26 protein-coding genes are annotated in these 23110 nt (G+C 64.4%); 4 read left to right on the forward strand and 22 right to left on the reverse strand.

The window, feature by feature from the left end:
- The first annotated feature begins 49 nt into the window (after positions 1 to 49).
- Positions 50 to 928: a hypothetical protein gene (locus BM190_RS17985; protein ID WP_092257288.1), complete on the forward strand. Its 879-nt coding sequence runs from the start codon at positions 50 to 52 to the stop codon at positions 926 to 928.
- A gap of 79 nt (positions 929 to 1007) precedes the next feature.
- Positions 1008 to 1145 (forward strand): hypothetical protein, encoded by a 138-nt coding sequence (locus BM190_RS40495; RefSeq protein ID WP_177237143.1) that lies wholly within the window; start codon positions 1008 to 1010, stop codon positions 1143 to 1145.
- Positions 1146 to 1151: 6 nt separating this feature from the next.
- Here the strand turns inward: BM190_RS40495 and mtnK are convergent, their stop codons facing one another.
- On the reverse strand, positions 1152 to 2441 hold the full coding sequence (gene mtnK, locus BM190_RS17990; protein WP_092257291.1) for an S-methyl-5-thioribose kinase: 1290 nt from the start codon (positions 2439 to 2441) through the stop codon (positions 1152 to 1154).
- A gap of 270 nt (positions 2442 to 2711) precedes the next feature.
- Here mtnK and BM190_RS18000 point away from each other — a divergent pair, with 270 nt between their 5' ends.
- Together BM190_RS18000 and BM190_RS18005 are read left to right on the forward strand one after the other, a co-directional pair.
- Positions 2712 to 3161: a YidB family protein gene (locus tag BM190_RS18000; RefSeq protein ID WP_018320159.1), complete on the forward strand. Its 450-nt coding sequence runs from the start codon at positions 2712 to 2714 to the stop codon at positions 3159 to 3161.
- Between the two features lie 32 nt (positions 3162 to 3193).
- Entirely contained in the window at positions 3194 to 3457 is a 264-nt protein-coding gene (locus BM190_RS18005; protein ID WP_018320158.1) for a GlsB/YeaQ/YmgE family stress response membrane protein, read from the forward strand.
- A 90-nt stretch (positions 3458 to 3547) separates the two neighbouring features.
- Here BM190_RS18005 and BM190_RS18010 read toward each other — a convergent pair whose 3' ends face one another.
- From BM190_RS18010 to BM190_RS18110, 21 genes are read right to left on the reverse strand one after another with little or no spacing between them, the layout of a single operon-like run.
- Positions 3548 to 3895 (reverse strand): hypothetical protein, encoded by a 348-nt coding sequence (locus tag BM190_RS18010; protein WP_028141470.1) that lies wholly within the window; start codon positions 3893 to 3895, stop codon positions 3548 to 3550.
- Positions 3896 to 3942: 47 nt separating this feature from the next.
- On the reverse strand, positions 3943 to 4218 hold the full coding sequence (locus BM190_RS18015; RefSeq protein WP_018320157.1) for a DUF1467 family protein: 276 nt from the start codon (positions 4216 to 4218) through the stop codon (positions 3943 to 3945).
- Between the two features lie 9 nt (positions 4219 to 4227).
- Positions 4228 to 4632 (reverse strand): methylmalonyl-CoA epimerase, encoded by a 405-nt coding sequence (gene mce, locus BM190_RS18020; RefSeq protein WP_018320156.1) that lies wholly within the window; start codon positions 4630 to 4632, stop codon positions 4228 to 4230.
- A 13-nt stretch (positions 4633 to 4645) separates the two neighbouring features.
- Positions 4646 to 6316, reverse strand: a complete 1671-nt coding sequence (locus tag BM190_RS18025; RefSeq protein ID WP_092257296.1) for a ribonuclease J — start codon at positions 6314 to 6316, stop codon at positions 4646 to 4648.
- Positions 6316 to 7122: a biotin--[acetyl-CoA-carboxylase] ligase gene (locus BM190_RS18030; RefSeq protein WP_092257301.1), complete on the reverse strand. Its 807-nt coding sequence runs from the start codon at positions 7120 to 7122 to the stop codon at positions 6316 to 6318. The genes BM190_RS18025 and BM190_RS18030 overlap by 1 nt, the downstream gene beginning before the upstream one ends.
- 1 nt (position 7123) lies before the next feature.
- A complete protein-coding gene (gene nuoN / locus BM190_RS18035; protein ID WP_092257304.1) occupies positions 7124 to 8560 on the reverse strand; it encodes an NADH-quinone oxidoreductase subunit NuoN in 1437 nt (478 codons plus the stop codon).
- 23 nt (positions 8561 to 8583) lie between these two features.
- On the reverse strand, positions 8584 to 10092 hold the full coding sequence (locus tag BM190_RS18040) for an NADH-quinone oxidoreductase subunit M (RefSeq protein WP_092257307.1): 1509 nt from the start codon (positions 10090 to 10092) through the stop codon (positions 8584 to 8586).
- A complete protein-coding gene (nuoL, locus tag BM190_RS18045; protein ID WP_092257309.1) occupies positions 10093 to 12189 on the reverse strand; it encodes an NADH-quinone oxidoreductase subunit L in 2097 nt (698 codons plus the stop codon).
- Between the two features lie 8 nt (positions 12190 to 12197).
- Positions 12198 to 12506: an NADH-quinone oxidoreductase subunit NuoK gene (gene nuoK / locus BM190_RS18050; protein ID WP_008547737.1), complete on the reverse strand. Its 309-nt coding sequence runs from the start codon at positions 12504 to 12506 to the stop codon at positions 12198 to 12200.
- Positions 12503 to 13141 carry an NADH-quinone oxidoreductase subunit J gene (locus tag BM190_RS18055; protein ID WP_018320150.1) on the reverse strand — a complete coding sequence of 213 codons (639 nt, stop codon included), beginning with the start codon at positions 13139 to 13141 and terminating at the stop codon, positions 12503 to 12505. The genes nuoK and BM190_RS18055 overlap by 4 nt, the downstream gene beginning before the upstream one ends.
- A gap of 9 nt (positions 13142 to 13150) precedes the next feature.
- Positions 13151 to 13645: an NADH-quinone oxidoreductase subunit NuoI gene (gene nuoI / locus BM190_RS18060; RefSeq protein WP_191093171.1), complete on the reverse strand. Its 495-nt coding sequence runs from the start codon at positions 13643 to 13645 to the stop codon at positions 13151 to 13153.
- 8 nt (positions 13646 to 13653) lie between these two features.
- Positions 13654 to 14721: an NADH-quinone oxidoreductase subunit NuoH gene (nuoH, locus tag BM190_RS18065; RefSeq protein ID WP_092257313.1), complete on the reverse strand. Its 1068-nt coding sequence runs from the start codon at positions 14719 to 14721 to the stop codon at positions 13654 to 13656.
- A 10-nt stretch (positions 14722 to 14731) separates the two neighbouring features.
- A complete protein-coding gene (nuoG, locus tag BM190_RS18070; RefSeq protein WP_092257316.1) occupies positions 14732 to 16807 on the reverse strand; it encodes an NADH-quinone oxidoreductase subunit NuoG in 2076 nt (691 codons plus the stop codon).
- A 5-nt stretch (positions 16808 to 16812) separates the two neighbouring features.
- Entirely contained in the window at positions 16813 to 18138 is a 1326-nt protein-coding gene (gene nuoF, locus BM190_RS18075; RefSeq protein ID WP_092257319.1) for an NADH-quinone oxidoreductase subunit NuoF, read from the reverse strand.
- A gap of 15 nt (positions 18139 to 18153) precedes the next feature.
- Complete coding sequence (locus BM190_RS18080) at positions 18154 to 18360, reverse strand: hypothetical protein (RefSeq protein ID WP_092257322.1); 207 nt, start codon at positions 18358 to 18360, stop codon at positions 18154 to 18156.
- Positions 18360 to 18971, reverse strand: a complete 612-nt coding sequence (nuoE, locus tag BM190_RS18085) for an NADH-quinone oxidoreductase subunit NuoE (RefSeq protein WP_018320144.1) — start codon at positions 18969 to 18971, stop codon at positions 18360 to 18362. Before nuoE ends, BM190_RS18080 begins: the two co-directional genes overlap by 1 nt.
- 12 nt (positions 18972 to 18983) lie before the next feature.
- Positions 18984 to 19949, reverse strand: a complete 966-nt coding sequence (locus tag BM190_RS18090; RefSeq protein WP_092257325.1) for an FkbM family methyltransferase — start codon at positions 19947 to 19949, stop codon at positions 18984 to 18986.
- Positions 19949 to 21145, reverse strand: coding sequence for an NADH-quinone oxidoreductase subunit D (locus BM190_RS18095; protein ID WP_018320142.1), 1197 nt, complete (start codon positions 21143 to 21145; stop codon positions 19949 to 19951). The genes BM190_RS18090 and BM190_RS18095 overlap by 1 nt, the downstream gene beginning before the upstream one ends.
- A gap of 2 nt (positions 21146 to 21147) precedes the next feature.
- Positions 21148 to 21762, reverse strand: coding sequence for an NADH-quinone oxidoreductase subunit C (locus tag BM190_RS18100; protein ID WP_092257328.1), 615 nt, complete (start codon positions 21760 to 21762; stop codon positions 21148 to 21150).
- 11 nt (positions 21763 to 21773) lie between these two features.
- Positions 21774 to 22361, reverse strand: coding sequence for a NuoB/complex I 20 kDa subunit family protein (locus BM190_RS18105; RefSeq protein WP_026202310.1), 588 nt, complete (start codon positions 22359 to 22361; stop codon positions 21774 to 21776).
- The gene (locus BM190_RS18110; protein ID WP_018320139.1) at positions 22352 to 22717 is read right to left on the reverse strand and encodes an NADH-quinone oxidoreductase subunit A; all 366 of its coding nucleotides are present in this window, start codon (positions 22715 to 22717) and stop codon (positions 22352 to 22354) included. Before BM190_RS18110 ends, BM190_RS18105 begins: the two co-directional genes overlap by 10 nt.
- Between the last annotated feature and the right edge of the window lie 393 nt (positions 22718 to 23110).

Consider the following 23110-nt stretch of genomic DNA (forward strand, 5'->3'; position numbering starts at 1 on the left):
ACCGTTATCTGAGCCCCAGGGATCGCGGAAAACAAGGATCGCGGAAACAATGAATCGCCTAGGTATCCTGCTCGCCGGCAGTCTGGTCGCCGCGACAGCGGCGATGGCGATCCCCGTCACGCCGGACCCTGCCCGCGACGGCCCGACGAAAAACATTCAAATCAATTGGTCCCACACCAAGCGGTCAAACGGGTTTGTCGACGATACATGGTGGGCACTCAGGGGCCGTTGCGCCCCGGACTATCTTGGCGAGCGCCTGCTCTGCGACACTGTCGGGCTTCTGACACAAGCCACGAGCCGGACATTCGAGACCAAGATGTCCGACGACATGGGCCTGCCGCTGGTCGACCGTTGGACCCTGATGACCGCGAAGAATTCGCCCTTCATGAGGTCGGCTCACGTCGAGACCCCGCTCGGTCTCGAGGCCGTGCTCGGCTTCTATCGCGCTGCACTCGAAAAGCGCGGCTGGACCGAGAACGACGGAGCGGTCGTCGCGCCAGACAGGGCCGTCGTCGCCTTCACGACGTCAGACGGGCCGGCGCTGCTCCGGCTTGTCCGTCAGGACAACACAACGATCGCCGACCTTGCGCTGCGCAAGCCGTTGGCCGCCACGGCCAAAATCCGGCCGGCGCCGGGACAAGTGATGTTGTTGCTCGGCAACCAGACGGATGAAGCGGCCGACATCACCGTCAACGAGCGAACCATCAGACTGGCGGCTCACGCCGGAGAGGAACTGATCGATTTTGACGCCGCCGCGGATGAGTTGCCTGATAGCCAGAAGATCGATCTGCCGCCGGGCCAGTACAAGGTCACCCTGAAGCTCAAGGGCAGCGCGGCCCAGACGCGTGAGTTCGAGGTCGCGGCCAACGAGACCTGGGGTCTGCTGGTCGGCCCCGAAGGCGCGCCGCTACCGATGCGGATGTATTGAGGGCGCTCTGGCGTCTTGGACCGTCATCCCGAGGTGCGAAGCATGCGATGCGAACGCAGCGCGTGCTGAGCCTCGAAGGATGAACGGCCGCGATGCAGCCGGGCTGTCGCCCTTCGAGGCCTTCGCTACGCTCCGGCACCTCAGGGTGACGATGAAGCAATTGCGCCTGTTGCTCGGCTTTGTCATTGCGAGCGCGAAGGCGCGCTCCTCGCCATGAACTCTCTCAACCCGTTAGCTCCGGTATCCAGTCCCGCAGTTTTCGCGCAGCACCCGTAACGTCGGCGATCGTCCGAAACGTCCCCGTCTCCACCATCATCGCCCGTGCGAGCCGCACCGCGCGGGCTTCGCTGACGGCGCGCTTCCTCGGGTCCTCGATCAGCTCGAAATCGATGTTGTGGGCGAGGCCGAAGATGCGGCGGATGGTCTTTGCGGCCGCGAAGCCGACCGTGTCGGCGAACAGGCGCTGCATGTAGACCTGCCGCTCGGCCTCCAGGCGCGCGGCGCCCTGCGCGCCGGCAAAGAGTGAGACCGGATAGGCATCGCCAGTGCCTTCCGCCCGCCAGAGGTCGAGGAATTTGCCGGCGAACTCGTTCCAGACCTGCTCGATCGTCTCCAGCACCCAGGCCTCGAACGCGGCCCGCTCCCCCGGTGCGCGCTCGTGGCCGGCGGAGGCAAAATAGGCCATCACAAGGTTGGCCAGCACGGCGCCGACGTCGAACCCCATCGGGCCATAGAATGCGAATTCCGGATCGATCACCCGCGTCTGTTTGCCCGTCACCATGATCGAGCCGGTGTGGAGGTCGCCGTGGAGCAGCGCCTCGGGGCTTGCCATGAACTTCAGCTTCAGCCGGGAGATCGCGACATGCAGCTCCATGTCATCGCGCAGGCTTGCAGCGAGCGCATCGAGATACGGCGCAGTCCAGCGGTTTTGCTCGGCGATGCGGTAGGGATCGGTGAAGATCAGATCCTCGGTGATCTTGCAGAGCGCATGATTGCCGGCGAAGGCCGCAATGCCCTCCTTCTTCTCGGCCGCGGACAGCGCGAGGTCGGAGGTGAAGAACAGCGTTCGCGCCATGAAGGTGGTGATGTCACCGACGAAGCCCGGATATTGCGTTCCCGCAACCAGCCCCTTGCGCATGATGATGTGGGGTTCGAGCAGCTCCATCACCGTCAGCGCCAGGGCCTCGTTGTGATGCAGCAAAGCCGGCACGAGGCCGGGCGCGAGCTGGGCCTGTCGGGACAGAGCCAGATATTCGTAATGGGCCCGCGACAGCGGCAGCGGCCAGCTTTCGCCGACGAGGCGGACATAAGGCAGCGCCTGCTTGACGGCGACGCCGCCGCGCCCGCCCTTCATGATGAAGACGAGATTGAGATTGCCGTCGCCGACCTCGGTGATCTCCCATGAGGCCGGCTCGCCGCCGAGGAGTGCGGCGATATCGGGAAGGCCTGCGAGATAATCCCGCAGCGCCGCTTCATGCAGAATTCGATAGTCCCCCGCCCGGTCCCCGGTCATGACGATCCCACCCCATGCTTGGCATGGCCTGGTCGTTACTCCCGCTTCTGGCAAGCTTGGGCGATCCCGGCCATTCTTTTGGTCGGATCGTAATCGCAATCAAAGCGGTCCGCCACCCGTGTATCGCCGGCGCACCCCGGGACCAGTTGCACCGAAAGTTCTTCGTGTCGGACGACCAAGCCGGGGGTCGCGAGCCCACCATTTGCCGATTTTTGGAACACAAGCGGGCTGAGGCAGTTTTGCGTGTCTGAGATTTTGAAGGAGTTAGCGATGAGCCGCGGAATGCCCTCCATGACTGCCCTTCTGGCGATGCTGGCCATGGCCGGCTATCAGAACCGCGACAAGTTGGCAGAGCTGCTGAAAGGTGCGACCGGCGGCTCATCCGCGGGCGGCCAGCAGCCGCCTGGGGGAGTGCTTGGTAATCTCGGCGGCATGCTCGGCGCGGGCGGGATCGGGGGCCTGCTCAATGGCGGCATTGGCGAGCTCCTGGAGCGGTTCAACCAGAACGGCCAGGGCGAGGTCGCCGATTCATGGGTGAAGCCCGGACCCAACAAGGAGATTTCGTCGCCTGAGCTGAGGAATGCGATCGGCTCCGACGTTCTGGAGAAGCTCGAACAGCAGACGGGGCTCTCGCAAGACGAGATCCTCACAAGGCTATCCCGGGAATTGCCCTCGGCGGTCGACAAGTACACGCCGGACGGACGTCTGCCTGAGGCATAGTTGTTGCCGCTTAACCTGGAAGAGGTGTGGAAATGGGTCTTCTCTGGACAATCATCATCGGCTTCGTCGCCGGCGTGATCGCCAAGTTCATCATGCCTGGCGACAACGAGCCGTCCGGCTTCATCCTGACGACCATCTTGGGGATCGTCGGCGCCTTCGTTGCGACTTACCTCGGGCAGGCGCTCGGATGGTATCGTGCCGAAGAAGGTGCCGGACTGATCGGTGCGGTCGTCGGCGCGATCATCGTGCTGTTCGTCTACGGGCTCTTCGCCGGCCGACAACGCCGAGCGATCTAGCCCGCCTGCGTGAGCGGCTGATCGGGCGTGCGCGAACTCGCGCCGCATCGAGCAGGCGGCGGCGCGCTCATGCCTGCCAGCGCCGGATCGTTACTCCCGCTCCAGGAAGCTCGACCCGATCTCGGCCTTTCTTTTGATCGGATCGTAATCGCAATAGACACTGTCCGCCACCAGCGTGTAGCTGGCGCTGACCGTGTATTTGTCGAGCTTGGCCGAGTTCAAGCCGATCACCGAGGTGCTCTTGCCTCCGTTCCATTTGAACGGCGTCGAGCTTTTGGCCTGCTCGCAGGCCATCACCGCCTCGTTGAAGACATAGCCCTCGACGAACGCCTTCAGGGTGCGCACCTGCGCGGCCATCCGCCATTCGAAATAGCCGATGGCACCGATGCCGGCGACGATCAGCACCAGAAGTGCAATGACGATCCTCTGAAAAGTCATTCGGTCCCCCAAACAATGTCGTCAGCAAAAACGTCTAGCAAAAACGTCTAGAAAGGCATTCCCATCAATTTCGACAGGCGCTCGATCGAGAGATAGCCGGCGTGATAGGCGACCATGCCGAGGCCGTAGATGATCGCCGAGATGATGGTGGTCCAGATCAGCTTGCGGCCCATCCGCGTCAGGATCGGCGCACCGGGGTCGGTGCCGGGCGCCCCGACGCCATCCTCGTGCTGGCTGCGTACGCCGAACGGCAGCGTCAGGAACAGCGCGACCCACCAGATGACGAAGTAGATTGCGATCGCGGTTGAGATCTGGATGGCCATGGTTCGGCCTTATGCCTGCTCGATCTCGACCAGTGCGCCGGAAAAATCCTTCGGGTGCAGGAACAGCACCGGCTTACCATGGGCGCCGATCTTCGGCACGCCGTCGCCGAGCACCCGCGCGCCCTCCTTCACCAGCGTGTCGCGCGAGGCGATGATGTCGACGACCTCGTAGCAGACATGGTGGATGCCGCCGTCGGGGTTACGCTCGACGAATTTTGCGATCGGCGAGGCCTCGCCGAGCGGTTCGATGAATTCGATCTTGGTGTTGGGCAGCGTCGCGAACACGGTGATGACGCCGTGCTCGGGCAGCGGCACGGCTTCCGAGATCTGAGCGCCGAACGCGGCGCCATAGATCCTGGCGGCCTTGACGGCGTCCTTGGTCGCGATCGCGACATGGTTGAGCCGGCCCAGCATGTGTCTTCTCCCCTTACACTGTCAGTACGTGTACCAGACAGGGGGGCTTTTTGCCCCAATGTTCGTTGATCACGGCCCGGACAGCACGTCGCACCGACTCGCCCAATGCGTCGGGGTCGCGGCGGCGCGCCTTCGGCAGGCCCTCGATGGTGGAGACCACGGCATCGAAGACGAGGTCGTCGAAGGGCTCGCCTGCCCTGTTCTTCTCGGGGATGCCGACCAGATCGACCTCGGGATCGTCGACCAGCTCGCCCTGCTCGGTCATGGCAATGGCGACGAAGGCACAGCCGGAAAACGCCATGCGCCGCCGCTCGACCACGGCGCGGGACTTGGAGTCCTCCAGGATCGTGCCGTCCTTGTAGAGGCGGCCGGAAGGCACTTCGCCAATGATGCCGGGATCACCCGGGCCGAGCTTGATCAGGTCGCCGTTGCGGACCACCAGCACGCGCGGCACGCCGGCGGCGCGCGCGAGCTTGGCGTGCTCGTTCAGGTGCAGCGCCTCGCCGTGGACGGGGATCAGGAGCTGCGGCTTCACCCAGCCAATCATGTCGCGCAATTCGTCGCGGCGGGGATGGCCGGAGACGTGGACCAGATGGTCGCGGTCGGTGATGATCTCGACGCCCTGCAGCACGAGGTTGTTGATGATCGAGCCGACGGCCTTCTCGTTGCCCGGGATTGTCCGCGAGGAAAAGATGACGCTGTCGCCGCGGTTGAGCGTGATCTCGGGATGGTCGTCATTAGCGATGCGCGCCAGCGCCGCGCGCGGCTCGCCCTGGCTGCCGGTGCACAGCGCCAGCACCTTGTCCTGCGGCAGATGGCCGTAAACCTCGGGCGAGCGGAAATTCTGCACGCCATCGAGATAGCCGCATTCGCGCGCGACCTGCACCACGCGCTCCATGGCGCGACCAACCACGACGACCTCGCGGTCGGCGGCCCTGGCAGCAGCAGCGACGGCCTTGATGCGCGCGACGTTGGAGGCGAAGGTCGTGACCGCAACGCGGCCCTTGGCTGATTTTACCAGGTCGATGATGGTGCGGGCGACCTCGGCTTCCGAGGGTGAACGGCCGTCGCGCACTGCGTTGGTGGAATCGCCGATGAGGGCGAGCACGCCCTCCTCACCGAGCTCGCGCAGCCGCTTCTCGTCGGTGGGCGCGCCAAGCGTCGGGGTGGGGTCGATCTTCCAGTCGCCGGTGTGCAGCACCGTGCCGGCTTCGGTGTGGATCGCCAGCGCATGCGCCTCCGGAATCGAATGCGCGACGGGAATGAACTCGACGTTGAACGGGCCGACGTCGACGCGGCCGCCGGACGGCACAACCGTCACCGGAATCTTCGGCGCGTTGCGCTCGGCGGCACATTTGGCCTCGAACAGCGCAGCACTGAACTGCGTCGCATAGATCGGGCATTTCAGCTTCGGCCAGAGATCGATGATGGCGCCGAAATGGTCCTCATGGGCGTGGGTCAGCACCAGGCCCATCAAGTTCTTGCGCTCCTTCTCCAGGAAGCTGATGTCGGGCATGATCAGGTCGATGCCCGGCAGATGCTCTTCGTCTCCGAAGGAGACGCCGAGATCGACCGCCATCCAGGCGCGCTGCTGGCGGTTGCCGAGGCCGTAGATCGACAGGTTCATGCCGATCTCGCCGACACCGCCGAGCGGCGCAAACACCAGTTCGTCGGGCTTGGCCATCACGCAGCTCCCACGGAGGCGGCCGAGCCGAAGAACACCTCACCCGCGGCGACCGGTACCCGGCGGCCCTCCGCGGTGCGGACGATCAGGCAGCCGGTGTCGTCGATGGTGTCAAAAATGCCTTCCAGCGTCATCGTCCCCGTGTGGATTGCGACCCGCTCGCCGAGGCCGGCGGCGCGCTCCAGCCACAGCTTGCGGATCTCGGCAAAGCCGCTTCCATTGTCCCAGATGCCGCGGAACTCGACCCAGGCGTCGGATAGTGCCGAGAACAGCTCCTCGGCACTGATCTGCACCCCGAGCGCCGCCAACGACACCGCGGGCGTCGGCACGCCCTCGGGCGCTGCAACGACATTGGTGCCGATGCCGACGACGACGGCCAGGCGGTCGCCGATGGCTTCGGCTTCGAGGCCGATGCCGACGAGCTTCTTGCCCCCGGCCAAGACGTCGTTCGGCCATTTCAGGGCGTAGCGCGGACGATCAGGGCCGAGGCGGATTGCGGCCTCGAGGCTGACCTTCTCCAGCGCGGCCTCCTCGGCTAGCCCGGCGGCAAAGCCGAGGGTGGCGGCGACGGCCGGCGCGACGTCCATGACTTCGAGGATGCTGGCGGCGAGGTTGCCGCGCGGCGCGATCCAGGCGCGTTGACGGCGGCCGCGGCCGGCGGTCTGCTCTGACGTGACGAACCACATCGGGCCGAGCTCTCCGGCCCTCGCACGTTCGATCGCCTCGGTATTGGTCGAGCCGGTCCGCTCGAACGCCGCGAGCCTGTAGCCCGCGGACGATGCGCGAGGACCGAGCGCGAAATTCATCCTAGAACAGCGACTTTGCCGCGGCAGAGGCGACGCTCACCACGGGACCTGCGAACAGCGCGAACAGGATGTTGAACAGGCCGAAAACCGCCAGCACCGTCTTCACCTCGACGCGCACCGGATCGACCTGGCCGGCCGGCTCGTCGAAATACATCGTCTTGACGATGGCGAGGTAGTAGTAGGCGCCGACCACGCTGGTCAGCACGCCGACGACCGCGAGCGTGAACAGGTTCGCCTTGATGGCGGCGACGAAGACGTACCATTTGGCAAAGAAGCCGGCGAGCGGCGGAATGCCCGCGAGCGAGAACAGCAGCATCGCGAACATGAATGCGAGCAGCGGATTGGTGCGCGACAGGCCGGCGAAATCGCTGATCTGCTCGACCGCCTGGCCGTTGCGGCGCATTGCGAGGATGATCGAGAACGAGCCCAGCGTCATCGCGACATAGATCACGATGTACATCAGGACGCCCTGCGCGCCCTCGACGGTGCCGGAGGCAAGGCCGACCAGCGCGAAACCCATGTGGCCGATCGAGGAATAGGCCATCAGGCGCTTGATGTTGCTCTGGCCGATCGCGGCGAAGGAGCCGAGCGCCATCGAGGCGATCGCCACGAACACCAGGATCTGCTGCCACTGCGAGACGATGCCCGGGAAAGCGGTGAGCGTGACGCGGGTGAACACGGCAAGCGCGGCGACCTTGGGCGCCGACGCGAAGAAGGCGGTGACCGGGGTCGGCGCCCCCTCGTACACGTCAGGCGTCCACATGTGGAACGGCACGGCCGAAACCTTGAAGCAGAGGCCGACGAGCAGGAAGACCAGACCGAAGACGAGGCCGACATTCGAGATCGTCGCGGCCGCCGCGATACCGGTGAAGCTGACCGTGCCGGTGAAGCCGTAGATCAGCGAGGCGCCGTACAGCAGCATGCCCGAGGACAGTGCGCCGAGCACGAAATACTTCAGGCCGGCTTCGGTCGACTTGGCGTTGTCGCGGTTCGAGGCCGCGACGACATAGAGCGCCAGCGACATCAGTTCGAGGCCGAGATAGAGCGAGATCAGGTCGCCGGCCGAGATCAGCACCATCATGCCGAGCGTCGAGAGCAGCACCAGGATGGCGTATTCGAAGATCCGGCGCGAGGGGTCGGACAGGAACTCGGTCGACAGCACCAGCGTCACCGCCGAGCCGATCAGGGCCAGGATCTTCATGAAGCGGGCGAAGTCGTCGACGATGAAGCTGCCGCCGAAGGTCACCTGCTTGCCCGCGGGCAGCATGTATTCGAGCACGCCGACCACGACCAGGAGCACGACCGCCAGCGAGGTGACGGCACCGGTCGTCCCCTGCCCGCGATAGGCGCCCAGCATCAGCAGAGCCATGGCGCCGACCGCGAGCACGATCTCGGGCAGCACCGGCGCCAGTTGATAACCTGCAGTCTCAAAGCTCATGGCGATATCCTGAACCTGCCCGATCACTGGAGCAGTGCGGCGGCCTTCACGGCCGTCACAGCGGTGTTGTAGTTGTTGACGAGTTGCTGGACCGAGGCGGCCGACATGTCGAGCACCGGCTTCGGATAGACGCCGAACAGGATCGTCAGCGCGATCATCGGGAACAGCGTCAGGCACTCGCGGAAGGTGAGATCCTTCATGCTCGCCAGCGATGGCTTGACCAGCGCCCCGAACACGACCTTGCGGTAGAGCCACAGCGCGTAGCCGGCCGAGAGGATCACGCCGAAAGTGGCGAAGAACGCGGTCGGGATCGAGACCTTGAAGGTGCCGAGCAACGTCATGAACTCGCCGACGAAGCCTGATGTGCCGGGCAGACCGACATTGGCCATGGTGAAGACCATGAAGGTCAGCGCGTAGAGCGGCATCCGGTTGACGAGGCCGCCATAGGCCGCGATCTCGCGGGTGTGCAGGCGGTCGTAGACGACGCCGACGCAGAGGAACAGCGCCCCGGAGACGATGCCGTGCGAGATCATCTGGAACATGCCGCCGGCGACGCCCTGCATGGTGCCGGCGAAGATGCCCATGGTGACGAAGCCCATATGCGCGACCGAGGAGTACGCGATCAGCTTCTTCATGTCCTCCTGCATCAGGGCCACCAGCGAGGTGTAGATGATGGCGATGGCCGAGAGTGTGAAGATCAGCGGCGCGAAGTCATGCGAGGCCAGCGGGAACATCGGCAGCGAGAAGCGCAGGAAGCCGTAGCCGCCCATCTTCAGCAGGATCGCGGCGAGGACCACGGAGCCCGCCGTCGGCGCTTCGACGTGCGCGTCGGGGAGCCAGGTGTGCACCGGCCACATCGGCATCTTCACCGCGAAGGAAGCGAAGAAGGCGAGCCAGGCCCAGGTCTGCAGCGACCGCGGCACGGCAGTGTGCATCAGCGTCGGAATGTCGGTGGTACCACCATTCCAGTACAGCGCCATGATGGCGAGCAGCATCAGGACCGAGCCGAGCAGCGTGTAGAGGAAGAACTTGAACGATGCGTAGACCCGGCGCGGACCGCCCCAGACGCCGATGATCAGGAACATCGGGATCAGGCCGCCTTCGAAGAACAGGTAGAACAGCACGAGATCGAGCGCCGAGAAGGTGCCGACCATCAGCGTTTCCAGGATCAGGAACGCCATCATGTATTCGCGGACGCGGTTGGTGATCGCCTTCCAGCTCGCGAAGATGCAGAACGGCATCACGGCGGTGGTGAGGATCACCAGCGGCAGCGAGATGCCGTCGACGCCCATGTGGTAGGTGATGCCGGTGGCGAGCCAGTTCGCCTTCTCGACGAACTGGAAGTCGGGATTGGCCGGGTCGAACCGCATGACCAGGATCACCGACACCGCGAAGGTGATCAGCGTGGTCCAGAGCGCGATCCAGCGCGAGTTGCGCTTGGCCGCCTCGTCATCGCCGCGGCTGAGATAGACGATCAGCGCGCCGACCAGCGGCAGGAACGTCGTGACCGATAGGATGGGCCAGGTTGTCATTTACTGGCCTCCAAAGCCGAACATGAACCAGGTGATCAGGCCGGCGGCGCCGATCAGCATGGCGAATGCGTAGTGATAGAGATAGCCGGTCTGGATCTTCACGACGTTGCGGGTGACGTCCAGGACGCGAGCCGAGACGCCGTCGGGACCGAGGCCGTCGATGATGAAGCCGTCGCCCTTCTTCCAGAGCTGATAGCCGATCCACTTCGCCGGACGGACGAAGATGATGTCGTAGAGCTCGTCGAAGTACCATTTGTTGAGCAGGAACTGGTACAGCATCGGCTGCTCTTTAGCGAGCTGCACAGGGATGTACGGCCGGCGGATGTAGAACAGGTACGAGACGAGGAAGCCCAGCACCATCATCACCGTCGGCAGGAAGGCGATGGTCTCGGGGATGTGGTGCATCTCCTCGATGATGTGCGGGTTCATCTTCACGGATTCGCGGAAGAACTCCTCGATGCCGTGACCGGCGAACAGCTCCTTGAACGGGAAACCGGCGACGATGGAGCCGACTGCGAGCACGCCGATCGGGATCAGCATCCAGATCGGAGCCTCATGCGCGGCCTCATAGTGATGCTCGTCATGCGGCTCGCCATGGAAGGTCTTGAAGATCAGGCGCCAGGAGTAGAACGAGGTCAGGCCGGCGGCGACGACCGTCATCAGGAAGCCGTACATCGCAAACGGAATGTGCGAGGCGTAGGCGGACTCGATGATCGCGTCCTTGGAGAAGTAGCCGGCGGTGAGCGGGAATCCGGTGAGCGCCAGCGTGCCGACCACCATCACCGCATAGGTGTAGGGGATCTTCTTCCAGAGCCCGCCCATGTTGCGGATGTCCTGCTCGTGGTGCATCGCGTAGATCACCGAGCCGGAGCCCAAGAACAACAGCGCCTTGAAGAAGGCGTGCGTGAACAGATGGAACATGCCGACCGAATAGGCCCCTGCTCCCATCGCCACGAACATGTAGCCGAGCTGCGAACAGGTCGAATAGGCGACGATGCGCTTGATGTCGTTCTGCACGAGGCCGATGGTCGCGGCGAAGAACGCGGTGGTCGCGCCGAAGAACATCACGACGGCCTGCGCATTCGGGGCGAGCTCGAACAGCGGCGACAGGCGCGCCACCATGAAGACGCCGGCGGTGACCATGGTCGCGGCGTGGATCAGCGCCGACACAGGCGTCGGGCCTTCCATCGCGTCCGGCAACCAGGTGTGCAGCAGGAACTGCGCCGACTTGCCCATCGCGCCCATGAACAGCAACAGGCAGGTCAGGGTCAGCGCATCGGCGTGCCAGCCGAGGAAGTTGATGGTCTTGCCGGTGAGGCCCGGCGCGGCATGGAAGATGGTCTCGAAATCGGTCGAACTGGTCAGCATGAAGATCGCGAAGATGCCGAGCGCGAAACCAAAGTCGCCGACGCGGTTGACCACGAAGGCCTTGATCGCGGCCGCATTCGCCGACGGCTTCTGGTACCAGAATCCGATCAGCAGATAGCTCGCCAGACCCACGCCTTCCCAGCCGAAGAACAGCTGCACGAGGTTGTCCGCCGTCACCAGCATCAGCATGGCGAAGGTGAACAGGCTGAGATAGCCGAAGAAGCGCGGCCGGTTCGGATCCTCGTCCATGTAGCCGATGGAATAGAGGTGCACGAGCGAGGACACGGTGGTCACCACCACCAGCATCACGGCCGTGAGCGTGTCGACCCGCAAGGTCCACCAGACCTGAAGATCGCCGGAGAAGATCCAGGGCAGCAGCTGGACCCTGATGTCGTGATGCATGAAGCCGACATCGACCAGCGTCATCCAGGACAGCGCGGCCGAGACGAACAGCAACGCGGTGGTGATCAGCTCGGCACCGCGCGACCCTGCCGCGGCCGGCTCGGTCGGGCCGTGGCCGTGATCATCGTGGGCGTCGTCGTGATGGCTCTCGTGGATGACGGACGCATCCTCGTTGATCGTATCGGACGCATGGGCGTGCGCGTGGCCGTGGTCGCCATGATGCTCGACCTCGTCGCCCGACGGGTTGCGGGCATGCGCGCCGAACAGCGCGATCAGGCCGGCCAGAATGGCGCCCAGCAGAGGCAGAAAGACAATTGCCTGAACCATGACTGAGCTCAGCCCTTCATCAGATTGACGTCCTCAACCGCGATCGAGCCGCGGTTGCGGAAATAGACCACCAGGATGGCGAGACCGATCGCGGCTTCAGCGGCAGCGACGGTGAGCACCAGAAGCGCGAAGACCTGGCCGACGATGTCGCCGAGGAAGGTCGAGAACGCGACGAGGTTGATGTTGACCGAGAGCAGGATCAGCTCGATCGACATCAAGATGACGATGATGTTCTTGCGGTTCAGGAAGATGCCGAGGATGCCGAGCGTGAACAGGATCGCGCCGACCGCCAGATAGTGTCCGAGCCCGATCGTCATTTCACCCACTCCGCCGCGTCAGAGTCCTGGAGCCCCTGCCCCGGCGCCACCTTGCGCATCGCCATCGCCATGTCGGGCGTCCGCGCGTTCTGAACGTTGATGTCCTGCCGCTTCACGCTCGCCTTGTGCCGCAGCGTCAGCACGATGGCGCCGATCATGGCGACCAGCAGCACCATGCCCGAGAGCTGGAAGTAGTGGATGTACTTCGTATAGAGCACCAGCCCGAGCGCCTCGGTGTTCGAGACGTTGGCCGGGATCGCCGCCGTGATCGTCTTGGCGACGCCGGGGTTGATAACCCAGAAGCCGACGGTGAGCAGCAGCTCGAACAGGAAGATGCCGCCGATCACCAGGCCGACCGGCAGGTACTCGATGAAGCCCTCGCGCAGCTCGGTGAAGTCCACGTCGAGCATCATGATCACGAACAGGAACAGCACCGCGACGGCGCCGACATAGACGACGATCAGGATCATCGCCAGGAATTCGGCGCCCATCAGCACGAACAGGCCGGAGGCGTTGACGAAGGCCAGGATCAGGTACAGCACGGAGTGCACGGGATTGCGCGAGACAATCACCATCACGGCCGAGGCGACACAGACGCCGGCGAAGAGATAGAAGAACAGCGCGGGAAGGATCATGCCCTCACCTCACCGGTACGGCGCGTCGAGCTCGATCGCTTTCGCGATCTCGCGTTCCCAGCGGTCGCCGTTGGCGAGCAGCTTGGCCTTGTCATAGAACAGTTCCTCGCGGGTCTCGGTCGCGAACTCGAAGTTCGGACCTTCGACGATGGCGTCGACCGGGCAGGCCTCCTGGCAGAGGCCGCAATAGATGCACTTCACCATGTCGATGTCGTAGCGCACGGTGCGGCGGGTGCCGTCGTTGCGGCGCGGGCCGGCCTCGATGGTGATGGCCTGTGCCGGGCAGACGGCTTCGCACAGCTTGCAGGCGATGCAGCGCTCTTCGCCGTTCGGATAGCGGCGCAGCGCATGCTCGCCGCGGAAGCGCGGCGAGATCGGGCCCTTCTCGAACGGATAGTTCAGGGTCGGCTTCGGCTGGAAGAAATAGCGCATGGCGAGGAAGAACGCCGAGACGAATTCCGACAGCAGAAGCGAGCGTGCAGTGGCGTTGACGTTGATACCCATGACGGCCCTCACTTCGGCGCGATGCCGGCGAAATGCAGCACGCCGGCCACCACGATCACCATCGCCAGCGACAGCGGCAGGAACACCTTCCAGCCGAGGCGCATCAATTGATCGTAGCGGTAGCGCGGCACGATCGCCTTTGCCATCGCGAACAGGAAGAACATGAAGAAGACTTTGAGCGAGAACCAGATGATCCCCGGCACCCAGTTGAAGGGCGGCAGGTCGACCGGCGGCAGCCAGCCTCCGAGGAACAGGATCGTCGCCATCGCGCACATCGTGACGATCGCGACATACTCGCCGAGCATGAACAGCAGATACGGCGTCGAGCCGTACTCGACCATGAAGCCGGCGACGAGCTCGGATTCGGCTTCCACGAGGTCGAACGGCGGGCGGTTGGTCTCCGCCAGCGCCGAGACGTAGAACACCACGAACATCGGGAACAGCGGCCAGACGTACCAGTTCAGGATGGTGAGCTGCGGCAGTCCGATCAGGCTGGCGAGCCCGCGGACATGCTGGGCCTCGACCACGGCCGACAGGTTCAGCGTGCCGGCGCAGAGCAGCACGGTGATGATGACGAAGCCGATCGAGACTTCATAAGACACCATCTGCGCCGCCGAGCGCAGCGCGGCCAGGAACGGGTATTTCGAGTTCGACGACCAGCCGGCCATGATGATGCCGTAGATCGACAGCGACGAGATCGCGAAGATGAAGAGGATGCCGACATTGATGTCGGAGATCGCCCAGCCGAGATTGGTCGGGATCACCGCCCAGGCGGCGAGCGCGAGCACGCACGACACCAGCGGGGCCAGCAGGAACACGCCCTTGTTGGCGCCGGCCGGAATGATCGGCTCCTTCAGCACGAACTTCAGAAGGTCGGCGAAGGATTGCAGCAGGCCCCAGGGGCCGACCACGTTCGGGCCGCGCCGGATCTGCACCGCCGCCCAGATCTTGCGGTCGGCGAGCAGGATGTAGGCGATCGCCACGAGCAGGACGACGAGCACCAGGACGCTCTGCGCGACCATGATGATCAGCGGCCAGAGGAACCCGGTCCAGAATGCGCTTTCGAAGAATTCCATCAGATCACGCTCACTCCGCTGCGGTCAGCATGTGCCCGGAGGCGAGGCGCGAACATTCCGCCATTACGGCGGACGCACGCGCGATTGGGTTGGTCAAATAGAAGTCCTCGACCAGCGGCTTGAACGGCGCCTTCTCGGGCGAACCGCCCTTCCCCGCCAGCTTTTTGATCTGGTCGGCCGAGCCGGGCTCGATCTGGTCGAGGCGGATCAGGTGCGGCACGGCCTTGAAGATCGCCTGGCGCAAGGCGGCCAGCGAGTCATAGCCGAGCTTCTTGCCGAGCGCCTCCGACAGCGCGCGGACGATCGCCCAGTCCTCGCGGGCTTCGCCCGGCGGGAACGCGGCGCGGCCCGTCATCTGCACGCGGCCTTCGGTGTTGACGTAGATCGCGGACTTCTCGGTATAGGCAGCCGCCGGCAGGATCACGTCGGCGCGATGCGCGCCGCGGTCGCCATGGGTGCCGATATAGACAACGAAGGTACCATCAGGCGCGTTGATCTCGTCGGCGCCGAGCAGGAACAGCAAGTCCAGCGTGCCGAACGTCGTCATCTGCGCGGCGTTCAGGCCCCCGCCGGTTGCGGAGAAGCCGATATCGAGCGCGCCGACGCGCGAAGCGCTCTCGTGCAGCACGCCAAAGCCGTTCCAGCCGTCCTTGACCGCACCGACATCGAGCGCGAGCTTGGCGGCGGCGGCGAGAATGGCGGCGCCGTCGTGACGCGAGGCCGCGCCCGCGCCGACCAGGATGATCGGATTCTTGGCGTTCTTCAGCACGTCCATGAACGAGTGCTTGCCGGCCGCGAGCTCACCGAGCGTATCGGTGCCCGCGCCGAGATGGTCATAGTCGTAGGTCAGATCGACCTTCGGGCCGATCACGCCGACCTTGAAGCCGCCGGCACGCCAGCGCTTGCGGATGCGGGCGTTGAATACGGCCGCCTCTTTCCGCGGGTTCGCGCCGATGATGAGCAGCGCATCCGCCTGCTCCACACCCGCCAGCGTCGGGTTGAAGATGTAGGAGCCGCGACCGAGCGCGGGGTCAAAGGCGTCGCCGCCCTGCACCGCCAGATTGCCCGAGCCGTACTTGGCGAGAAGATCCTTCAGCGCGAACATCTCCTCGACGCCGGCGAGGTCGCCGGCGATCGCGCCGATGCGCTTGCCGTCGGTGCGTGCTGCCTTGGCGGCGATCGCGGCGAAAGCCTCGGTCCAGCTCGCCGCGCGCAGCTTGCCGGCCTCGCGGATGTAGGGCCGGTCCAGGCGCTGGGTGCGCAGGCCGTCGACGACGTGGCGGGTCTTGTCGGAGATCCACTCCTCGTTGACGGCCTCGTTGATGCGCGGCAGCACGCGCATGACTTCGCGGCCGCGGGTGTCGACGCGGATCGCCGACCCGACGCCGTCCATCACGTCGATCGACTGGGTCTTGCCCAGCTCCCAGGGACGCGCCGCAAAGGCATAAGGCTTCGAGGTCAGCGCGCCGACCGGGCAGATGTCGACGAGATTACCTTGAAGCTCCGAGGTCAGCGCGTGCTCGAGATAGGTCGTGATCTCCATGTCCTCGCCGCGCCCCGTCGCGCCCATCTCGGGGGCGCCTGCGACTTCCGCCGAGAAGCGGACGCAGCGCGTGCACTGGATGCAGCGGTTCATCGAGGTCTTGACCAGCGCACCGAGATATTTGTCCTCGACCGCGCGCTTGTTCTCGGCGAAGCGGCTGGTGTCGACACCATAGCCCATCGCCTGGTCCTGCAGGTCGCACTCGCCGCCCTGGTCGCAGATCGGGCAATCCAGCGGATGGTTGATCAGAAGGAACTCCATCACGCCTTCGCGTGCCTTCTTCACCATCGGCGAACGCGTCGAGATCTCCGGCGGCTCGCCCTTGGGGCCCGGACGACAATCGCGCACGCCCCAGGCGCAGCTCGCGACCGGCTTCGGGCCGCCCTTCACCTCGACGAGGCACATCCGGCAATTGCCGGCGATCGACAGCCGCTCGTGATAGCAGAAGCGCGGAATCTCGGCGCCGGCCGCCTCGCACGCCTGAAGCAGCGTGTACTCGGCGGGGACATCGATCTCTTTGCCGTCGATGATGAGCTTGGTCATTCTTCTTACTCCGCCGCGACCATGTTCACGGGATCGCGGACGCCGATATCGTCGACATCGGCCTTATGCGAATACTGGTCGATGCGCGCTTCGATCTCGTGACGGAAATGCGCGATCAGGCCCTGGATCGGCCATGCCGCGGCATCGCCGAGCGCGCAGATGGTGTGGCCTTCGACCTGCTTGGTGACTTCGAGCAGCATGTCGATCTCGCGCTTGTGGGCGCGGCCTTCGGCCATGCGGGTGAGCACGCGCCACATCCAGCCCGTACCCTCGCGGCACGGCGTGCACTGGCCGCAGCTCTCGTGCTTGTAGAAATAGGAGATGCGGGCAATGGCGCGGATCAGGTCGGTGGACTTGTCCATCACGATCACGGCCGCGGTGCCGAGGCCCGAGCGCAGCTTGCTCAGGCTGTCGAAATCCATCGGCGCGTCGATGATCTGCTCGGCCGGCACCATGCGCACCGACGAACCGCCGGGGATCACGGCCTTGAGGTTGTCCCAGCCGCCGCGGATGCCGCCGCAATGCTTGTCGATCAGCTCACGGAACGGGATGCCCATGGCCTCTTCGACGTTGCAGGGCCGCTCGACATGGCCGGAGATGCAGAAGAGCTTGGTGCCGACATTGTTCGGACGACCGATGCCGGCGAACCAGGCCGCGCCGCGGCGCAGGATGTCCGGCGCGACCGCGATGGACTCGACGTTGTTGACGGTGGTCGGACAGCCGAACAAGCCGACATTGGCCGGGAACGGCGGCTTCAGGCGCGGCTGGCCCTTCTTGCCTTCGAGGCTTTCGAGCAGCGCGGTCTCTTCGCCGCAGATATAGGCGCCGGCGCCGTGGGCGACGTAGATGTCGAACGGCCAGCCGTTGACGTTGTCCTTGCCGACCAGCTTGGCTTCATAGGCCTGGTCGATCGCGGCCTGCAGGTGCTCGCGCTCGCGGATGAACTCGCCGCGGACATAGATGTAGCAGGCATGCGCGTTCATCGCGCAGCTCGCGATCAGGCAGCCCTCGATCAGGAGATGCGGATCGTGCCGCATGATCTCACGATCCTTGCAGGTGCCGGGCTCGGATTCGTCGGCGTTGACGACGAGATAGCTCGGCCGGCCGTCGGTCGATTCCTTCGGCATGAACGACCATTTCAAACCGGTCGGGAAGCCGGCGCCGCCGCGGCCGCGCAGGCCTGACGCCTTCATCTCATTGATGATCCAGTCGCGGCCCTTGTCGATGATGTTCTTGGTGCCATCCCAGGCGCCGCGGCGCCGCGCACCCTCGAGCCCCCAATCGTGGAGGCCGTAGAGGTTCTTGAAGATGCGGTCCTTGTCCTCGAGCATATCAGTGCTTTCCGATCAACGAATGGTCTGCTTGTAGGCAAGTCCGGCGGCGCAGACGGCGAAGGTCAGCGCCCAGAGCAGACTGGATTCCAGCGACGCGTTCAGGCCGAAACGCTGCAGCAGGAAAATGAAAGCGGCCGCCACGGCGGCGTGCAACGCGATGAAGCCCCACTTTTTCATGGCATCGCTCTCCTGCACGGAAGGCTGCGAGAGATCACCCATCAGGTGCTCTCCTTCAGCGTGGTCGGCCCGGTGATCGGCGCCGAAAACTGGCGGCCGTTCTGCGGACCGGGCTTGGGCGGATTGCCCGAGGCGAAACCGTCGAGCACCTTGCCGAAGCTTTCCTTGGTCAGGTCCTCATAAGTGTCCTTGCCGATCAGCACCATCGGCGCGTTCACGCAGGCGCCCAGGCACTCGACCTCTTCCCAGCTGAAATTGCCGTCCTTGGAGAGATGGAAGGGCTCGTGATGGATGCGGTGCTCGCAGACGTGGATCAGATCCTCGGCGCCGCGCAGCCGGCACGGCGTGGTGCCGCAAACCTGGACATGGGCCTTCTTGCCGACGGGGGCGAGCTGGAACATGGTGTAGAAGGTCGCCACCTCCAGCACGCGGATGTAGGGCATGTCGAGCATGTCGGCGATGACGCGGATCGCGGCTTCCGAGACCCAGCCGTCGTGCTGCTCCTGGGCCCGCCAGAGGATGGCGATGACGGCGGAGGCCTGACGTCCCGCCGGATATTTCGCGATCTGCTGCTTGGCGAATGCGAGGTTCTCCTCCGTGAACGCAAAGCTCGCGGGCTGGACTTCCTTCGGTGCTAATCGGCGAACGGACATCTCTTCAATCTCTCACTGCATGCGGCGCGCTGTTTTCGCATTCAGGGCTTCGATCCTGTCCTGCCAAAATGCGCTTGCGGTGCCGAAAACGTTGTAGCCGACATGGGTCGAGACCTTGATGCGGTCGAGGATCGACAGCTCGGTCACGGTCTCCATCCGGTTGCTGCGCGGATCGAACACGATCAGCTTCAGCGGGGTCTGTTCGAGGATGAAGCGCGACACTGCATGAGAGCGGTCGCTGCCGTGCTCCTCGCACATGATGACGCTGTCGGCCTGGAGCAGACGCGCGCCGCCCTTGATCGCCTCGATCTCGACGCCCTCGACGTCGAGCTTGATCAGGTATTTGCCGGCGCTTGCCACCTTGCCGTCCTCGATCAGATTGTCGAGTGCGATGACCGGCACGTCCTCACCGCCCGCGGAGGGATCGCCGGCGATGCTGAAGGCCTCGTGCTTGGTGCCTGAGAGACGCGCGGTGCCGCGGGTGGCGCCGATCGCGCATTTCATGGTCTCGAAGCGATTGCCGTTGACGCGGGCGTTGTTGGCGAGCTTCGGATAGTTCTGCCCCGACGGCTCGATCGCGATCGCCTTGTGCGAGCCGAACGGCTTGCTCGACACCAGCACCGACCAGTAGCCGTAATTGGCACCGCAATCGAGCAACGTGTAGTCGACGTCGACGCTATCGGCGAACAGCAGCTCGAGCTCGTCTTCGTAGTTGTAGGAGCGGTTGAGCAGCTTGCTCCAATAGCCGTCGCCGTAAGGGAACTCGAACACGGCGTCGGGATTGAGCCTGATCGCGATGTTCCGCTCGGGCAGCGTCTTCCGCAGCAAATTCGCGCAGGCGATGTAGCCCATATGCGAGAAGTGCGAGGAGATCTTCGATCCCGTCACCAGCGCCAAGGCAGCCGTCCGCTCCCACAGGTTGGCCCCTTCAAGGGCCCCTGAGGCGCGGTCAAACTGGATTGGCGCCTGCTGCCCCATCACCGATCGACCTCTCCGAACACGATGTCGAGCGAGCCGAGGATCGCCGAGACGTCGGCGAGCAGATGGCCGCGGCAGATGTGATCCATCGCCTGCAGATGCGCAAAGCCCGGCGCGCGGATCTTGCACTTGTACGGCTTGTTGGTGCCGTCGGAGATCAGATAGACGCCGAACTCGCCCTTGGGCGCCTCGACCGCGGCGTAGACTTCGCCGGCCGGCACGTGAACGCCTTCGGTGTAGAGCTTGAAGTGGTGGATCAGCGCTTCCATCGAGCGCTTCATCTCGCCACGGCGCGGCGGCGCAACCTTGTTGTCGGCGACGACAACGGGGCCCTTCCCGTCGGGCGCGTTCAGCTTCTGGATGCACTGCTTCATGATGCGGATGGACTGACGCATCTCTTCCATGCGGATCAGATAACGGTCGTAGCAGTCGCCGTTCTTGCCGATCGGAATGTCGAAATCCATCTCGGCATAGCATTCATAGGGCTGCGACTTGCGCAGGTCCCAGGCCGCGCCCGAGCCGCGCACCATCACGCCCGAGAAGCCCCACTCCCAGGCCTCCTTCAGCGGCACCACGCCGATGTCGACGTTGCGCTGCTTGAAGATGCGGTTGGCGGTGAGCAGGCGGTCGAGATCGTCCACGACTTTCAGGAACGGATCGCACCAGGCCTCGATGTCGTCGACCAGCTTCTGCGGCAAATCCTGATGCACGCCACCGACGCGGAAGTAAGCCGCATGCATGCGGCTGCCCGAGGCGCGCTCGTAGAACACCATCAGCTTCTCGCGCTCTTCGAAGCCCCACAGCGGCGGGGTCAGCGCGCCGACGTCCATCGCCTGCGTGGTGACGTTGAGCAGATGCGACAGGATGCGGCCGATCTCGCAATAGAGCACGCGGATCAGCTGGCCGCGGCGCGGCACCTCGATGCCGAGCAGCTTTTCGGCCGCCATGCAGAAGGCGTGTTCCTGGTTCATCGGCGCGACGTAGTCGAGCCGGTCGAAATACGGGATCGCCTGGAGGTAGGTCTTCTGCTCGATCAGCTTCTCGGTGCCGCGGTGAAGCAGGCCGATATGCGGATCGACGCGCGCGACGACTTCGCCGTCCAGCTCCAGCACCAGACGCAGCACGCCGTGCGCGGCCGGATGTTGCGGACCGAAATTGATGGTGAAGTTGCGGAGATTTTCAGGTTGCTCGTTCATGATCAGACCTTCGGTCCCGCTTTTTCATCCCCCGGAAGCACCGGATAATCGGCCCCCTCCCACGGAGACAAAAAGTCGAACTTGCGGAATTCCTGGTTGAGCCGGACGGGCTCGTACACCACCCGCTTCTCCTGGTCGTCGTAGCGGACCTCGACGAAACCCGTGGTCGGGAAGTCCTTGCGCAGCGGATGGCCCTCGAACCCGTAATCGGTGAGGATGCGGCGCATGTCGGGATGGCCGACGAAGAACACGCCGTAGAGGTCGTAGGCCTCGCGCTCGAACCAGTCGGCGCCGGGGAACAATTCAATCAGCGACGGCACCTGGGTGGTCTCGTCGGCCTGGGCCTTGAGGCGGATCCGCGCGTTCAGGGTCGGTGACAGGAAGTGATAAATCACGTCGAAGCGCTTCTCGCGCGAGGGATAGTCCGCGGCCGTGATGTCGGTGAAGTTGACGAAGCGACAGTTCGGATCGTCGCGGAGGTACTTGACCACCTCGACGATCTTGCTGGCCTCGACATCAACCGTGAGCTGGTTGAAGGCCACCGAATGACCGATGGCGGCGCCCGGAAGCGCGCTAACGATCGTCTGCCCCAGTCCGTCGAGCTTGGCGTCGTCCATGACGTAAAACCTTAGCGTTCGATGGTGCCGGTGCGCCGGATCTTCTTCTGCAGCAGCAGCACGCCGTAAAGCAGCGCTTCCGCCGTGGGCGGGCAGCCCGGCACATAGATGTCGATCGGCACGATGCGGTCGCAGCCGCGCACGACCGAGTAGGAATAGTGATAGTAGCCGCCGCCGTTGGCGCAGGAGCCCATCGAGATGACGTAGCGCGGCTCGGGCATCTGGTCGTAGACCTTGCGCAGCGCAGGCGCCATCTTGTTGGTCAGCGTGCCGGCGACGATCATCACGTCGGACTGGCGCGGCGAGGCACGCGGCGCGAAGCCGAAGCGCTCGACGTCGTAGCGCGGCATCGACACCTGCATCATCTCGACCGCGCAACAGGCGAGACCGAAGGTCATCCACATCAAGGAGCCGGTGCGGGCCCAGGTGATGAGGTCGTCGGTCGCAGCCACGAAGAAGCCCTTGTCGGACAGCTCGGAATTGACCTCGAGAAAGAACGGATCATTGGCCCCGACCGGCCGGCCGGTCGACGGATCCAGGATGCCCTTGGGGGCCGGCGCGATAGCCGGACCTGTGGACGACACGGGGTTCAATCCCATTCGAGTGCTCCCTTCTTCCATTCATAGGCGAACCCGACCGTCAGCACGGCGAGGAACACCACCATGGACCAGAAGCCGGTCGCGCCAAGCTTGCCGAACGCCACCGCCCAGGGAAACAGGAACGCCACCTCGAGATCGAAGATGATGAAGAGAATGGCGACCAGATAGAAGCGGACGTCGAACTTCATGCGCGCGTCGTCGAAGGCGTTGAAACCGCACTCATACGCCGACAGCTTTTCCGGGTCCGGCTGCTGGAACGCCACGACGAAGGGCGCGATCAGCAGCACGAGGCCAATGAGGCCCGCTACCCCTATAAAGACGACGAGTGGAAGGTAGTTCTGCAGAATGCCGCTCATGGCGAGCCCTTTTTCCCGCAGCCTCGGGACAGCCACGGATTCGTCCGATTTGGAATTATTCTGAGCCTTAGCGCAGTGCACCAATGGGCGCAAGACACGCTCTTTTCAGGCCCTTTGCCGCCCCCAGAACGGTGAAAATCCCGGAATCACCCCGCGTTGGTATGGAGCAGATCGTCAGGGCCAGCAAGGGCGGTTCGGGCCCGCGGCCGTGGCGTCTGCTGTTTGGGAAGGCCCACTTTATGTAGGCCGCGGCGCGGCAAAATACACATTAAAACGACGATTGCCGCTGGTCGGCCGCATTCCCACCCACCAAGCCCGCAGCCGCTCCGAGCAGCCTATCCACAGGCAAGGCAGGCACGAGCCATGCATCGCGCGGGGGGCGAGCCCCGCCTC

It is taken from the genome of Bradyrhizobium sp. Rc3b, assembly GCF_900114915.1.
Taxonomy (GTDB): domain Bacteria; phylum Pseudomonadota; class Alphaproteobacteria; order Rhizobiales; family Xanthobacteraceae; genus Bradyrhizobium.